Genomic DNA, 13,387 nt, shown 5'->3' with positions numbered 1-13,387 from the left:
GTAAGCTTTCGCTTCACCACCAAACTTGGCCGACAAAATCGTGGTGATCGCCGCTGTCAGCGTTGTCTTGCCGTGGTCAACGTGACCAATCGTGCCCACATTCACGTGCGGCTTGGTACGTTCAAATTTTCCTTTTGCCATTTCTTTTCTCCAAAGAGCAGTGCCCGTGTACAGGTTTTATGTCTGCACGACGCTGCTGATTCGCCCCGCACGGGTGACAGGGCGGCGCATCGTCGCAGACAGGGAGTTTCTAATCCGTCAAAAGTCTTGATTAGAGGAGGGCAGAGCAAATTTGCTTGCGCAAACTTGACCTGCCCACGAGGTTTATTTCGCGCGAGAAGCCACGATCGCTTCGGCAACGTTACGAGGAGCTTCAGCGTAGTGCTTGAATTCCATCGTGTAAGTTGCGCGGCCTTGTGACATCGAACGCAAAGTAGTTGAGTACCCAAACATTTCAGACAACGGCACTTCAGCTTTAATCGCCTTGCCGCCACCGACCATGTCGTCCATACCTTGCACCATGCCGCGACGTGAGGACAAGTCGCCCATCACGCTACCCGCGTAGTCTTCAGGTGTCTCAACTTCCACAGCCATCATGGGCTCCAGAATGACCGGCTGGGCTTTGCGGCAGCCTTCTTTGAAACCAAAGATGGCCGCCATCTTGAAGGCCATTTCGTTCGAGTCCACATCGTGGTACGAACCGAAGTGCAAAGTCACCTTGACGTCAACGACGGGGTAACCGGCTAACACGCCTTGGCCCAAGGCTTCGATCACGCCTTTTTCCACCGCAGGGATGTATTCGCGAGGAACCACACCGCCCTTGATGGCGTCAACGAATTCGAAGCCCTTACCGGCTTCTTGTGGCTCAACCTTGAGCACCACGTGACCGTACTGGCCTTTACCGCCAGACTGACGCACGAACTTGCCTTCGGCTTCTTCCACAGTTTTGCGAATGGTCTCGCGGTAGGCCACTTGAGGCTTACCCACGTTGGCTTCCACGCCGAATTCACGCTTCATGCGGTCGACAATAATTTCCAAGTGCAGTTCGCCTTGACCACCAATGATGGTTTGGCCTGATTCTTCGTCGGTTTGCACGCGGAAAGAAGGATCTTCTGCAGCCAAACGAGACAAAGCCATGCCCATTTTTTCTTGGTCAGCTTTCGTCTTTGGCTCCACAGCTTGGCGAATCACAGAATCAGGAAACACCATGCGCTCCAAGGTGATCACGGCTGCTGGATCGCACAAGGTTTCGCCCGTGGTGACGTCTTTCAAACCCACGCAAGCAGCGATGTCGCCGGCGCGGATTTCGTCTACTTCTTCACGGTTGTTGGCGTGCATTTGCACGATACGACCGATACGTTCTTTTTTGCCACGTACAGGGTTGTACACTGTGTCGCCCTTTTTCAGAACGCCCGAGTAAACGCGCACGAAAGTCAACTGACCCACAAATGGGTCGGTCATCAACTTGAATGCCAAGGCAGAAAATTTCTCGTTGTCATCCGCTTTACGGATCACTTCTTTTTCATCTTCGTCAAAGCCTTTGATTGCTTTCACATCCAACGGAGAAGGCATCAATTCAAGCACCGCATCCAGCATACGCTGCACACCTTTGTTCTTGAACGCTGTGCCGCACAACATGGGTTGAATTTCGCTGTTGATGGTACGCACACGCAGACCGTGTGTGATTTCCTCTTCAGTCAAGTCACCTTCTTCAAGGTACTTGTTCATCAACTCTTCAGAGGCCTCTGCCGCAGCTTCGACCATCTTTTCGCGCCACTCTTTAGCCAACTCGACCAAGTTGGCTGGAATCTCTTCAAAAGTGAACTTCATGCCTTGAGATGCTTCATCCCAAATGATGGCCTTCATTTTGCGAAGATCAACCACACCAGTGAAATTTTCTTCAGCACCGATTGGAATCACGATTGGCACAGGATTAGCCTTCAAACGCAACTTCATCTGCTCCACGACCTTGAAGAAGTTGGCACCTGTACGGTCCATCTTGTTCACAAAGGCCAAACGTGGCACTTTGTATTTGTTAGCTTGACGCCAAACGGTTTCGGATTGGGGCTGAACGCCACCCACCGCACAGTAAACCATGCAAGCACCGTCGAGCACACGCATGGAACGCTCAACTTCAATCGTGAAGTCAACGTGGCCAGGAGTGTCAATGATATTGATACGGTGATCAGCGAAAGAGCCATCCATGCCCTTCCAGAAACAAGTCGTGGCAGCAGAAGTGATCGTGATGCCACGCTCTTGCTCTTGCTCCATCCAGTCCATGGTGGCAGCGCCATCATGGACTTCGCCGATCTTGTGGTTCACACCAGTGTAAAAAAGAATACGCTCTGTCGTGGTGGTCTTACCAGCGTCAATGTGCGCTGAAATACCAATGTTGCGATAGCGCTCAATGGGGGTATTGCGGGCCATGTTTTACCTTTGAATTTAGAAGCGGAAGTGGCTGAATGCCTTATTGGCTTCGGCCATGCGGTGAACTTCGTCACGCTTTTTCATGGCGCCTCCTCGGCCTTCAGACGCTTCCAACAATTCGTTGGCCAAGCGCAACGCCATGGACTTTTCACCGCGTTTGCGAGCAGCTTCTTTCAACCAACGCATGGACAAAGCCAAGCGACGGACAGGGCGGACTTCAACAGGCACCTGGTAGTTGGCACCACCCACGCGGCGGGATTTCACTTCCACCATGGGCTTGACGTTGTTGATGGCCACCGTGAACAACTCGAGCGGATCTTTGCCCGACTTCTGTTCGATTTGCTCCAAGGCACCATAAATGATGCGCTCGGCAACAGCTTTTTTGCCGCCTTCCATGATCACGTTCATGAATTTAGACAGCTCAATATTGCCGTACTTTGGATCCGGCAAGATTTCACGTTTAGGGACTTCGCGACGACGTGGCATATTTCACCTCATATTGCTTCAGTTGGCACTCTTCCGAGGGCCTGGAAAGTCATCATGACTTCCACTTACTCGACCCACACCCAGCTTGGGCGCTTGGGGTCACTTCGTTTTGCATCGTCTGCCTGACGACCAAAACACCGATTTGACGAATTAAGCCTCGCTGAGGCTAGCGGCTGCTAGGCCAGAAAACAATGAATCCTTGCGGATCAAGCCTTCTTAGGACGCTTAGCGCCGTACTTGGAGCGCGATTGCTTGCGATCTTTCACGCCTTGCAAATCGAGTGAGCCGCGCACGATGTGGTAACGCACACCTGGCAAGTCCTTGACACGGCCGCCGCGAACGAGCACAACACTGTGTTCTTGCAAGTTGTGGCCTTCACCGCCGATGTACGAAATGACTTCGAACCCGTTGGTCAAGCGAACTTTTGCAACTTTACGCAGCGCAGAGTTTGGCTTCTTAGGCGTCGTGGTGTACACACGGGTGCACACGCCACGACGTTGTGGAGAGTTTTGCATCGCAGGGCTTTTGGACTTGGTCGTTTCGACCTCGCGCCCCTGACGCACCAATTGATTGATGGTTGGCATTGAAAAACGTCCCTAAACGTTTGAATTAAAAAAAGAAAACGTGAATCCCTTCGGAAATTCCGAAAAGCCTTCTAGTGTATCAGCATCGCGAAGGGGCAGCAAACCTAGGCCAGAATGCCTCACAGAAGTGTCACTTCACCCAAAGGCGCACCGCGTCCCAAGCGCGCCCTATAAAGCTGGCTTGTTCCACTGTTTCTAGCGCCAGCAAAGGCACATCCACCAGCGGTTTTCGATCGACCGTGACCTTCAAAGCTCCCACCAACTGGCCGCGATTGAGTGGCGCCACCAAGGGGTCAGGGCGCGCCACCTGCGTTTGAATGCGCGCGGCCGTTCCGGCAGGAACAGCCACCACGATGGGGACGAAACGCCCCAGCTTGACGTGACTGCCACGACCCTTCCAAACATTGGGGGTAACCACGGCTTGGTTGGCGTCAAACAGCTTGATCGCATCGAACGCGGTGTAGCCCCAGTTCAACAGCTTTTGGGACTCGGTGGCGCGGGCGTTTTCGCTAGAAGCACCCAACACGATCGACAGCAAACGGCGCTGGCCAACACCCGGCGCCTCACGCTTGGCCGTGGCAATCAGACAAAAGCCCGCCGCATCGGTGTGGCCTGTTTTCAGACCGTCCACGCTGGGGTCGCGAAACAAAAGCAGGTTGCGGTTGCTCTCGTTCGCAGCAGGCGTGCTGGGGTAGCGGTATTTTTTGATCGCGTAGTAACCCACGTACTCAGGAAAGTTTTGCATCAAACGGCCTGCCAAGATACTCAAATCACGCGCCGTGGTGGTGTGGCCAGGCTCAGTCAAACCTTCTGGGTTTTTGTAGCCCGTGGATTTCATACCCAACACTTTGGCCTGTGCATTCATCATTTGCACAAAATGTTCCACCGTCCCCCCCACACCTTCGGCCAACGCCATGGTGGCATCGTTGCCAGACTGAACAATCATGCCTTTAATCAGATCTTCAACAGGCACTTTCATCTTGGGATCAATGAACATGCGTGAGCCGGGCATCTTCCAAGCACGCTCACTCACACCAAAGGTTTGTTGCAAGCTGATTTTTTTCGACTTGAGCGCATCAAACACGATGTAAGCGGTCATCAACTTGGTCAATGAGGCTTGCTCTACCAGCTTGTCGGCATCAAGTTCCGCCAACACCTGTTGCGCCGTCAAGTCCACCAACAGATAGGCATGCGCTGCAATTTCGGGCGGCTGTGGTGCTTGCGCCTGCACCTGAAACATGCAAGCCAAGCCCATCCAAAGGCCGATGAAGGTGGAGCGCAGTAATCGTGTCATGGCTGTTTTGAAGTGATAAATTTGGGTCAAGAATCCGACCTGTGCGTCTCGCGCATGCCGTGGGCACACCAACACCGCTTAGCCCTGCAAATGGCGTACCACTAAATTCTTGAGAAGCGGCAATTGTCCATGAAAGAAATGATCACCGCCCGGCACCACCGTCACAGGCAGGCTTTGCGGACGCGCCCAATCCATCACAGAAGCCAAGGACACCGTATCGTCTTGTTCGCCATGCACCACCAAGGTCTTGTCATGCAAATCTGGGGCGATGGGGGCCACGGTAAAGCGCTGCGCCGCCGTGCCCACAAACACCACCTTGTCAATCGTGCGATGCAGGCCCAGTTCAGCTAAGGCGTGACTCGCCACAAAAGAGCCAAACGAAAAGCCAGCGATGGCCAATGGCCCCTGCAATGCCACTTGATCGACCACGCGCAAAAAGTCACGCGCTTCACCTGCCCCCGCGTCATGCGACCCTGCCGAAGCACCCACGCCACGAAAATTAAAACGAACCACCGTCCAGCCGCACTGCACAAAGGCACGTGCCAGCGTTTGCACGACTTTGTTGTCCATCGTCCCGCCAAACAGCGGGTGCGGATGCGCCACGATGGCCATCCCGCGTGGCGCGCCTTCGGGCTCGTCACGCAACGCCTCAATGTGGCCCGCCTCGCCTAGCAGCGTGATTTTTTGCGTATGTGAATTCATATGCGCCTCATCTTCGCCTCATCTTCGCTTCAACGCCCCACGTTAGCGGACACCGCCAAACGGTCCACCACTTGACCGTTTTTCAAATGGCTTTCGACAATCTCATTCACGTCGTTGTGATCCATCACGGTGTACCAAACACCCTCGGGATACACCACTGCCACAGGGCCGCCTGCACATCGGTCTAAGCAACCAGCCTTGTTCACGCGTACACCGCCGGGAGCAGCCAAGCCAGCCGCTTTAACTTGCGCCTTACAAAAATCAAATGTCGCTTGTGCCCCGTGGTTGGCACAGCAATCTTGGCCGTTGTCGCGTTGGTTCAAGCAGAAAAAAATATGGTGTTTGTAGTACGAAGTCTGTGTCATAGATAGATTCTAGTTTTGTGTGCTGCGCTCGCGCGACAAACGCACCAACGCCAGCATCAACACGGCATAAGGCCAAAGCCAGCCCAGCCATTGCACCAAGCCATGAAAGCGGATGAAACGCCCCTGCTCCCACGTCTGCAACGTCTGTGCGAAATAAGCGCTCTCAGGCGATTGGTTGAGCACGCTTTGCTGCACCAACACCGCCAACAACAAAAACGCCCACGAAGCACGGGCAGACAGCGGCAAAAAGACCAACGCCACCACACCCCCAAAGAGCAAGCCCAACACCACGGGAAAATCCAACCAGTTCCACGCATGCACCGGGCCATAACTCAGCGTGGCAGACAACGCACTCATGCCCAAAGCCATGCCAAGCACAGCCAACAAATACAAAAACCTTTGGCTGGCTTGACGGAGCACACCAAAACCCAACAAACACGGCACCAACAAACCCAACATCACACATAGCAATTCCGCGCCGGGCAACAAAGGCTCCAACTCAAACGCGCGCAGTGGAATCCAATCTTCGAACGGCGTGGCCTCAAAAGCACTGGTGAGCGCGTCTTCCACACGCTCCCACACCTGACCCAAACCCAGCGGCACAGCCACGGGAAACAACAAAGCCGCAGGCCACATCGCCATCAACACCAAGGCCATGTAAGCGTCACGCACAAACCAACGCTCGCGGAATTGACTCCAGCGACGCAGCAGCCCCATCTGCTCCAAGGCACTCGCCGACACAGCCCCCAGCCAAGCCCCAAGCGTATTGAATAAAAAGTCTGGCAACGACGGCACACGTGCGGGCAAGTAACTTTGCAAACCCTCCATCGCGAGCGACAACACCGCAGCCGCCAAGGTCGATGCCCTGACAAAGCGCGTACGCCAACCCATGCGCATGGCGCTTAACGTCAAGAAAAATCCCAGCGGAGCGTAGCCCAACACATTGGCAACCACATCAAAACCCAACCAGTACTTGGGCCAAGGCGCGGTTAGAAATGACCACGTCCAAATGCCTTGGTCGCGCCAATGGTCAAACGGATACAAGCTGGCGTAGACGATCAGTGCCACGCAAATTTGCGACAAGGGCCAAGCGGAGGTTTGACGCATGGGCCAGCCGCTGCTTTAAAAGGGTTTGACAACCACCAAGATCACAGCGATGGTCAGTAAGACCACGGGAATCTCATTGAACCAGCGGTACCACACGTGGCTGCGGGTGTTGGTGTGCGCTTCGAACTGGCGCAGCAAGCGGCTGCAACCATGGTGATAACCCAGCACCAGCAAAACAATGGTCATCTTGGCGTGCATCCATCCATTGCCCACCCCCAACAAGCCAATGCCGTAATAAAGCCAAAGCACCAAACCCAAGCCCACAACAGGCACCATCAGCAAGGTGGTGAAGCGCATCAGTTTGCGCGCCATCAGCAGCAATCGCGCCTCTTCGGCCACGGACTCTGGCGCGACTTGCGCTAGGTTCACAAAGATGCGCGGCAAATAAAACAAGCCTGCAAACCAGCTGGCCACGAAAATAAGGTGAAACGATTTAATCCAAAGCATGCCTGGAGTTTAGCTGCGCTCAAAAAAGCCCGACGCAATGTTGGGCAGTGGTACTTTGCCATGAAGGCGCGCATGGGTGTCGATGTTGATTCAGGACTGGTGATCGCGCTCAAGACGACCGCATCCATTCAGAGTAGTCAAACGCCAGTTCGGTCACGTGAAGGTGCGCTACCGAGGGTTGGCGAAGAACACGAACCAGCTGCTGGTGATGCTTGCGCTGAGCAAGCTGTGGATGGTGCGTAAGGTACTGATCCGTGAGCAGGATCGAACGCTCACAGGGTCAGTGCGTCCACAAACTGCCTAACAGGCTGCTGAAATACCCCCGTGCGCAGGTCCACGCCGAGCCTGCGAAACATTAACAGACGAGCAGCTACGCGGACACATGATGCGCGGCGCTGACACCTTCACCGAGAGCCTTTTCACGATGCGTTTTGATTTGGGGCAAGAGATGCAATAGCACGAGGTGTTTAGCCGCCATCCTTCAGTAGCAGTGCTCTGTCATACAACGCATTTTTTGCTTCGCCACTCAACTCGGCAGCTACCTTGACGGCGGTCTTGAGTGGCAACTCTTGCATCAGGATTTGAAGCATGCGGTCATGGTCTGTGCCCGTGGCACGTTCTTGCGCTTGTGCATGTACCACCAAGGCAAATTCGCCACGTGTGCGCTGCGTGCTGGCTTGTAGCCATGCACTCAAATCTTCGGCGGTCACCGTGGCGATTTCTTCAAACTGCTTGGTCAACTCGCGTCCCACTGTCACGGGGCGACGACCCAGCACGCCGAGTGCCGCTGCCAAAGCTTCCATGCGGTGCGGTGCTTCCAGCAGCACTTGGGTACGAGGCTCTTGGCCCAGTGCCTCCACCGCATGTGCTCGTTCGGTTGTTTTGGACGGTAAAAATCCAACAAACACAAAACCAGATGAATCATGTGCAGGTGTGCCACAAGCACTCAGTAAAGCGGTCACGCTGCTGGCACCGGGCATAGGCATCACGCGCAAGCCCGCGCTTTGCACTTGCCATGCTAAGCGTGCGCCGGGGTCACTGACTGCGGGCGTACCAGCATCGCTCACATAGGCCACGCGTTGACCCGCTTGCAGACGACGAATTACCTCTTGCGCGGCTTCGGCTTCGTTGTGCTGATGCACCGCCAGCCATTGGGCCGATGACTTGTCGATGCCATACGCACGCAGTAGCGTCTGGCTGTGGCGCGTGTCTTCACATGCCAATGTGTCGCATAAGCCAAGTACATGCAGCGCACGTAAGGAAATATCAGCCAAATTGCCAATCGGCGTTGCCACCACGTACAGCGCTCCGCTTGGATAATGCTGTCCAGCGGCGGCCGCGTTGGCGGCGATTAAAGCGGAATCGAAGTTGGCACTCATCACGGAGGGGCTATGCAAAAGTTCAGCGGTCAAAAAACAGACACAACCACCAAGCAAAAAGGGGATGCGGCCGAAGACCGCGCGCTGCACCATCTGCAAGCCCAAGGTATGCGACTGGTGCAACGCAATTATCGGACCCCTGGCAGGGGTGGCGGTGAAATAGATTTAATCATGCACGACGCTGACGGCACCCTCGTGTTCGTGGAGGTCCGTCAACGTGGCCGTCAAGACCACGGTGGTGCCTTGGCCAGCATTACCCCCATGAAGCAACGGCGCATCGTGTTTGCGGCACGCTACTTTCTATTGAAAGTGCGTCAAGAACCCCCATCTCGGTTTGATGTGGTGGCCGTTGAAGGCGACGAACTGCATTGGTACAAAGCCGCTTTTGACGCTCAGTAAATAAGAGGCAGAGCAAACGCGCAAAAGGTATCATCTACCCATGCTTGAGCAACGAATTGAACAACACTTCATCGACTCTGCCGACCTGAAATATCAGGCCGCACAAGTCTTGTCTAAACCTATCGCTGCCGCCGTGTCGGCCGTGTTGGCCAGCGTCACCAGTGGTGGCAAAGTGCTGACTTGCGGCAACGGTGGTTCGGCCGCCGATGCGCAGCACTTTGCGGCTGAGTTTGTGGGGCGTTTCGAGCGTGAGCGTCCAGAGTTGGGTGCTATCGCCCTAACCACCGACAGCTCCATCATCACGGCCATTGCCAATGATTACAGCTACGAGCAAGTCTTTGCCAAACAAGTGCGCGCCCTCGGTCAATCTGGCGATGTGCTCTTGGCCATCACCACCAGTGGCAGCTCACCCAATGTGTTGGCTGCTATTGAGGCTGCTCATGCGCGTGACATGACCGTGGTGGCACTGACAGGCAAGGGTGGCGGCAAGATGGGGCAAGCCTTGCGTGAAACCGATGTGCACATCTGTGTTCCGCATGACCGCACCGCCCGTATCCAAGAAGTGCACTTGCTCACCATCCATTGCATTTGCGATGGGGTGGACACACAGTTGCTAGGCGATCAAGAAAGTAAAGAATGACAGTCAAATTTTTAAAAGCTCTACTGGTGCTACTTGCTGCAGCGCAGCTGTCGGCGTGTGCGCCCCTGATGTTTGGTGGCGTTTTAGGTACGGCCATGATTGCGAGCGACCGTCGAACCACGGGTATTCAGGTGGAGGACGAAGGCATTGAGCAACGTGGTGCATCGGCCATTCGTGAAAATTTTGGCAGCAAAGAACACGCCAACATCACCAGCTACAACCGACAAGTGCTCATCACGGGTGAGGTTTCCTCTGAGCAAGTTCGGGCCCAAGTGGGGCAGCTGATTGGCCGTGTTCAAAACGTCCGTGCTGTAGTCAATGAACTGGCGATTGGCCCAGCTTCAAGCTTCGGTGACCGTTCAAACGATGCGCTCGTGGTGGCCAAAGTCAAAGCCGCAATGGTCGATACAGAAGACGTGTTTGCCAATGTGTTCAAAGTGGTGGGTGAGCGCGGCACTATTTACCTGATGGGCCGTGTCACGCAACGTGAAGCCAAACGTGCAACTGATGTGGTGCGTGGCGTGAACGGTGTCAAGCGTGTGGTGCGTGTGTTTGAGTACATCACTGAAGACGAGTTGCGCGCCTTGCAGCCTAAGCGAAGCGAGGAGTCACTGCAAAGCTCCCCCGTGATGACGGGTTCGGGCGGCGTGCCATTGACCACCAACCAGCCTGGTGCCACGCCCATCAAATAACGCATTGCGATAGGCTTCCAAAAGCAGCGCCTCGCAGTTCTCATGAACTTACGGGGCGTTGTCTTATTCGCTGAATCGTTAATGCCAGCGTTAGCGCAAACGCTTGATCAGACTGGACGTGTCCCAGCGATGACCGCCCATCTTTTGCACTTCGTCATAGAACTCGTCCACCATGTGTGTCACGGGTAATACAGCGCCGTTGCGCTTGGCCTCGTCAAACACCAGCCCTAAATCTTTGCGCATCCAGTCCACGGCAAACCCGAAATCAAACTGATCGGCCACCATGGTCTTGCCACGGTTGTCGAGCTGCCAGCTTTGTGCTGCGCCTTTGCCAATCACATCGAGCACCAAATTCATGTCGAGGCCAGCCTTCTGACCGAAAGCAATCGCCTCACTCAGACCTTGCACCACCCCAGCAATACAAATCTGATTCACCATTTTGGTCAACTGGCCTGCGCCCGGTTCACCCATCAGTGTGAAGGCACGTGAGAACGCCATCGCCACAGGCTTGACGCGCTCAAACACCGCCGCATCGCCGCCGCACATCACTGTCAACAAACCGTTTTGCGCCCCCCCTTGACCGCCTGACACTGGCGCGTCAATGAAGTGGATGCCCAAGTTCTTGGCTGCGATGTAGATCTCGCGCGCCACATCTGCCGAAGCCGTTGTGTGGTCGACTAGGGCGGTGCCTGGCTCCATACCCGCCAACGCGCCATCCGCACCGAAGATAACCGAACGCAAATCCTCGTCATTGCCCACACAACAAAACACGATGCTCGCACCTTTGGCAGCTTCGCGCGGTGTAGGCGCGTACTTGGGGGCTTTGCTGTTGGCAAACTCCTTGGCCCAAGCCTCGGCTTTGGCGGGGGAGCGGTTGTACACCGTCACCGCATGGCCAGCGCTGGCCAAATGGCCGGCCATGGGATAGCCCATCACACCCATGCCGACAAAGGCAACATAGGCAGAGGCGGTTGGTTCGTATGTTTTGGAGTTGATGCTAGCCATGGTTGTTTCTGTAAAAGGTTGCGTTGCGCTCAATCATAGGGGTGTATTGGTGCCCCACTGTCACGCTGGCAACCTTGCTCGAACTCAGCTACGCAATCAAGCCTTGCCGCTGTGCTTCTTTGGTGGCTTGCTCCATCGTCTGCATACCCTGTGCCGCACCTGTTTGCAGTGCGTTGTGTATTTGTGCCGTCTTGCCTTCGCGGATCATGTGACGAATGGCAGGTGTGGCGACCAGTGTTTCAAACACTGCCATACGACCACCACCTGTAGGCGTGGGGTGCAGTGTTTGTGACACCACGCCCACCAACGCATCGCTGAGTTGCGCACGCACCAGAGACTTCTCATGTGCATCAAACACATCGACGATGCGCTCCACGGTGCCCGCTGCATGGCGGGTGTGTAAGCTCGCAAGCACCAAGTGGCCTGTTTCGGCGGCGGTCAGCGCGAGACGAATGCTCTCTAAATCGCGCAGCTCACCGACCAAGATCACATCAGGGTCTTCACGCAAGGCTGCGCGTAGGGCATGTGCAAAGCTGGGGCTGTGTGCCCCCATCTCGCGCTGGGTAATCAGGCATTGCTGGCTGACGTGCACAAACTCAATGGGGTCCTCCAATGTCACGATGTGCTGCTGTGTCTGTGTGTTCAGGTGCTGCACCATCGCTGCCAGCGTGGTGGACTTGCCAGAGCCCGTTGGCCCTGTCACCAGCAACAGTCCTACGCGTTGGAGCAAATCAGGTATCACCTGCGATACGCGCAGGGCAGCCAGTGTGGGCACGTCGCTGGGGATGTGCCGCATCACCGCACCACAGCCGTGTTGCTGCATGAACACATTGGCCCTGAAACGCCCTACGGTAGGCACCATAAACGCAAAATCCACCTCATGGCCTTGGGTGAACTGCGCATGTTGCGCCTCATCCATTAAGTCGCCCAGCATCCTGCGTAGCGCACTATCAGTGGACACGAGGGGCGCTGCGAATGTTTGCAGCGCCCTTAATGCGCCATGCACCCGCACCCGAGGTGCAAGTCCTGCCGACAGATGCAAATCAGAGGCCTGTTGTGCCACCGCCCATGTGAGTAGCTCATGCAAAGTCAGCCCAGTGCTGGACATGCCTGTCTCCTTGTTAAAGTTAACCCCAAGATGAATACCTCCGCCTCTGTGTTAAGTGACAAGCTTCACGCGGTGCAAGCCCGCATTGCCGCCGCCTGCGCGGCCAGTGTCCGCCGTGCGGACAGCGTGCGATTGCTGGCCGTTTCCAAAACCTTCAGTGCTGACGATGTGCGTCAAGTCGCCGCTTGTGGGCAACTTGATTTTGGTGAGAACTACATCCAAGAAGGGATAGACAAAATCACCGCTTTGCAAGGCGACGCTCAATCTTTGGTCTGGCATTGCATTGGCCCCATACAAAGCAATAAAACCAAACTCGTGGCAGAACACTTCGATTGGGTGCACGCGATAGACCGCCTCAAAATTGCCCAACGCTTGAACGACCAACGCCCTGCGCACCTTGCACCACTCAACGTGTGCTTGCAAGTCAACATCGATGGTGGCGACACCAAGTCGGGCATAGCACCTGCCGATGTGTTGGCACTGGCACGAGAAGTTGCCCAACTGCCCAGACTCAGCCTGCGCGGTCTGATGACCATCCCCGACCCCGTGGATGGCTTTGACGCGCAAGTGGCTGTTCACGCCAAGGCGGGTGCGCTGTTTGACAGCGTGAAAACTGCCTTGAACCTGCCGCAGTTCGACACCTTGTCCATGGGCATGACGGGTGACTTAGAAGCAGCCATTCATGCAGGCAGCACCATGGCGCGTGTGGGAACGGCGATTTTTGGTGGGCGAACTTACATCGCTCAATAGAC

Annotated in this window: 16 protein-coding genes and 1 pseudogene; 5 read left to right on the top strand and 12 right to left on the bottom strand. The window is 55.4% G+C overall.

The genetic code is table 11. The features are described 5' to 3' along the window. From RMS03_RS06515 to RMS03_RS06475, 9 genes are all read right to left on the bottom strand, one after another. A partial coding sequence (locus RMS03_RS06515) for a GTP-binding protein (protein WP_310625867.1) occupies positions 1 to 141 on the bottom strand: 141 nt, incomplete at its 3' end. A 183-nt stretch (positions 142 to 324) separates the two neighbouring features. After that, positions 325 to 2,427 (bottom strand): elongation factor G, encoded by a 2,103-nt coding sequence (gene fusA / locus RMS03_RS06510; protein WP_310626274.1) that lies wholly within the window; start codon positions 2,425 to 2,427, stop codon positions 325 to 327. 15 nt (positions 2,428 to 2,442) lie between these two features. After that, positions 2,443 to 2,913, bottom strand: coding sequence for a 30S ribosomal protein S7 (rpsG, locus tag RMS03_RS06505; protein ID WP_310626273.1), 471 nt, complete (start codon positions 2,911 to 2,913; stop codon positions 2,443 to 2,445). A 206-nt stretch (positions 2,914 to 3,119) separates the two neighbouring features. Beyond that, positions 3,120 to 3,497, bottom strand: coding sequence for a 30S ribosomal protein S12 (gene rpsL / locus RMS03_RS06500; protein ID WP_066122869.1), 378 nt, complete (start codon positions 3,495 to 3,497; stop codon positions 3,120 to 3,122). A 130-nt stretch (positions 3,498 to 3,627) separates the two neighbouring features. Beyond that, positions 3,628 to 4,752 carry a D-alanyl-D-alanine carboxypeptidase family protein gene (locus tag RMS03_RS06495; protein WP_310626278.1) on the bottom strand — a complete coding sequence of 375 codons (1,125 nt, stop codon included), beginning with the start codon at positions 4,750 to 4,752 and terminating at the stop codon, positions 3,628 to 3,630. Positions 4,753 to 4,869: 117 nt separating this feature from the next. Continuing rightward, on the bottom strand, positions 4,870 to 5,493 hold the full coding sequence (locus tag RMS03_RS06490; protein WP_310626272.1) for an alpha/beta fold hydrolase: 624 nt from the start codon (positions 5,491 to 5,493) through the stop codon (positions 4,870 to 4,872). A 29-nt stretch (positions 5,494 to 5,522) separates the two neighbouring features. Continuing rightward, a complete protein-coding gene (locus tag RMS03_RS06485; protein WP_310626271.1) occupies positions 5,523 to 5,858 on the bottom strand; it encodes a (2Fe-2S) ferredoxin domain-containing protein in 336 nt (111 codons plus the stop codon). A gap of 9 nt (positions 5,859 to 5,867) precedes the next feature. Next, positions 5,868 to 6,965: a VanZ family protein gene (locus RMS03_RS06480; protein ID WP_310626270.1), complete on the bottom strand. Its 1,098-nt coding sequence runs from the start codon at positions 6,963 to 6,965 to the stop codon at positions 5,868 to 5,870. 15 nt (positions 6,966 to 6,980) lie between these two features. Next, positions 6,981 to 7,412: a CopD family protein gene (locus RMS03_RS06475; RefSeq protein ID WP_310626269.1), complete on the bottom strand. Its 432-nt coding sequence runs from the start codon at positions 7,410 to 7,412 to the stop codon at positions 6,981 to 6,983. 106 nt (positions 7,413 to 7,518) lie between these two features. Here RMS03_RS06475 and RMS03_RS06470 point away from each other — a divergent pair. Continuing rightward, positions 7,519 to 7,716, top strand: a pseudogene (locus tag RMS03_RS06470) (hypothetical protein); the annotation flags it as partial. Positions 7,717 to 7,879: 163 nt separating this feature from the next. Here the strand turns inward: RMS03_RS06470 and rsmI are convergent. Further along, positions 7,880 to 8,791: a 16S rRNA (cytidine(1402)-2'-O)-methyltransferase gene (gene rsmI, locus RMS03_RS06465; RefSeq protein ID WP_310626268.1), complete on the bottom strand. Its 912-nt coding sequence runs from the start codon at positions 8,789 to 8,791 to the stop codon at positions 7,880 to 7,882. Between the two features lie 12 nt (positions 8,792 to 8,803). On the opposite strand from rsmI, the gene RMS03_RS06460 reads away from it, so the two are divergent. Genes RMS03_RS06460 through RMS03_RS06450 form a run of 3 tightly spaced genes read left to right on the top strand, consistent with a single transcriptional unit; the run spans position 8,804 to position 10,522 of the window. Beyond that, positions 8,804 to 9,190, top strand: a complete 387-nt coding sequence (locus tag RMS03_RS06460) for a YraN family protein (protein ID WP_310626267.1) — start codon at positions 8,804 to 8,806, stop codon at positions 9,188 to 9,190. 40 nt (positions 9,191 to 9,230) lie between these two features. Then, positions 9,231 to 9,830, top strand: coding sequence for a phosphoheptose isomerase (locus tag RMS03_RS06455; protein ID WP_310626266.1), 600 nt, complete (start codon positions 9,231 to 9,233; stop codon positions 9,828 to 9,830). After that, complete coding sequence (locus RMS03_RS06450; protein WP_310626265.1) at positions 9,827 to 10,522, top strand: BON domain-containing protein; 696 nt, start codon at positions 9,827 to 9,829, stop codon at positions 10,520 to 10,522. The genes RMS03_RS06455 and RMS03_RS06450 overlap by 4 nt, the downstream gene beginning before the upstream one ends. Before the next feature lie 90 nt (positions 10,523 to 10,612). Here the strand turns inward: RMS03_RS06450 and RMS03_RS06445 are convergent, their stop codons facing one another. Both RMS03_RS06445 and RMS03_RS06440 read right to left on the bottom strand, forming a co-directional pair. Beyond that, complete coding sequence (locus tag RMS03_RS06445) at positions 10,613 to 11,527, bottom strand: NAD(P)-dependent oxidoreductase (protein WP_310626264.1); 915 nt, start codon at positions 11,525 to 11,527, stop codon at positions 10,613 to 10,615. A gap of 88 nt (positions 11,528 to 11,615) precedes the next feature. Beyond that, the gene (locus tag RMS03_RS06440) at positions 11,616 to 12,620 is read right to left on the bottom strand and encodes a type IV pilus twitching motility protein PilT (RefSeq protein ID WP_310626277.1); all 1,005 of its coding nucleotides are present in this window, start codon (positions 12,618 to 12,620) and stop codon (positions 11,616 to 11,618) included. Positions 12,621 to 12,665: 45 nt separating this feature from the next. On the opposite strand from RMS03_RS06440, the gene RMS03_RS06435 reads away from it, so the two are divergent. Next, complete coding sequence (locus tag RMS03_RS06435; RefSeq protein ID WP_310626263.1) at positions 12,666 to 13,385, top strand: YggS family pyridoxal phosphate-dependent enzyme; 720 nt, start codon at positions 12,666 to 12,668, stop codon at positions 13,383 to 13,385. Positions 13,386 to 13,387 lie beyond the last annotated feature (2 nt).

Origin of the sequence: Limnohabitans sp. (assembly GCF_031538885.1) — a bacterium.
GTDB lineage: Bacteria > Pseudomonadota > Gammaproteobacteria > Burkholderiales > Burkholderiaceae_C > Limnohabitans.
Note: the sequence above shows the minus strand (reverse complement) of the source record. Positions and strands in the feature narration are given on the sequence as shown.

Bases quoted from the DNA above. Each gene is read 5' to 3' on its own strand.
- RMS03_RS06485 (WP_310626271.1), bottom strand. From the start codon at position 5,858: ATGACACAGACTTCGTACTACAAACACCATATTTTTTTCTGCTTGAAC.
- RMS03_RS06450 (WP_310626265.1), top strand. From the start codon at position 9,827: ATGACAGTCAAATTTTTAAAAGCTCTACTGGTGCTACTTGCTGCAGCG.
- rsmI (WP_310626268.1), bottom strand. From the start codon at position 8,791: ATGAGTGCCAACTTCGATTCCGCTTTAATCGCCGCCAACGCGGCCGCC.
- RMS03_RS06445 (WP_310626264.1), bottom strand. From the start codon at position 11,527: ATGGCTAGCATCAACTCCAAAACATACGAACCAACCGCCTCTGCCTAT.
- RMS03_RS06480 (WP_310626270.1), bottom strand. From the start codon at position 6,965: ATGCGTCAAACCTCCGCTTGGCCCTTGTCGCAAATTTGCGTGGCACTG.
- fusA (WP_310626274.1), bottom strand. From the start codon at position 2,427: ATGGCCCGCAATACCCCCATTGAGCGCTATCGCAACATTGGTATTTCA.
- RMS03_RS06475 (WP_310626269.1), bottom strand. From the start codon at position 7,412: ATGCTTTGGATTAAATCGTTTCACCTTATTTTCGTGGCCAGCTGGTTT.
- RMS03_RS06455 (WP_310626266.1), top strand. From the start codon at position 9,231: ATGCTTGAGCAACGAATTGAACAACACTTCATCGACTCTGCCGACCTG.
- RMS03_RS06495 (WP_310626278.1), bottom strand. From the start codon at position 4,752: ATGGGCTTGGCTTGCATGTTTCAGGTGCAGGCGCAAGCACCACAGCCG.
- RMS03_RS06435 (WP_310626263.1), top strand. From the start codon at position 12,666: ATGAATACCTCCGCCTCTGTGTTAAGTGACAAGCTTCACGCGGTGCAA.
- RMS03_RS06460 (WP_310626267.1), top strand. From the start codon at position 8,804: ATGCAAAAGTTCAGCGGTCAAAAAACAGACACAACCACCAAGCAAAAA.
- RMS03_RS06490 (WP_310626272.1), bottom strand. From the start codon at position 5,493: ATGAATTCACATACGCAAAAAATCACGCTGCTAGGCGAGGCGGGCCAC.
- rpsL (WP_066122869.1), bottom strand. From the start codon at position 3,497: ATGCCAACCATCAATCAATTGGTGCGTCAGGGGCGCGAGGTCGAAACG.
- rpsG (WP_310626273.1), bottom strand. From the start codon at position 2,913: ATGCCACGTCGTCGCGAAGTCCCTAAACGTGAAATCTTGCCGGATCCA.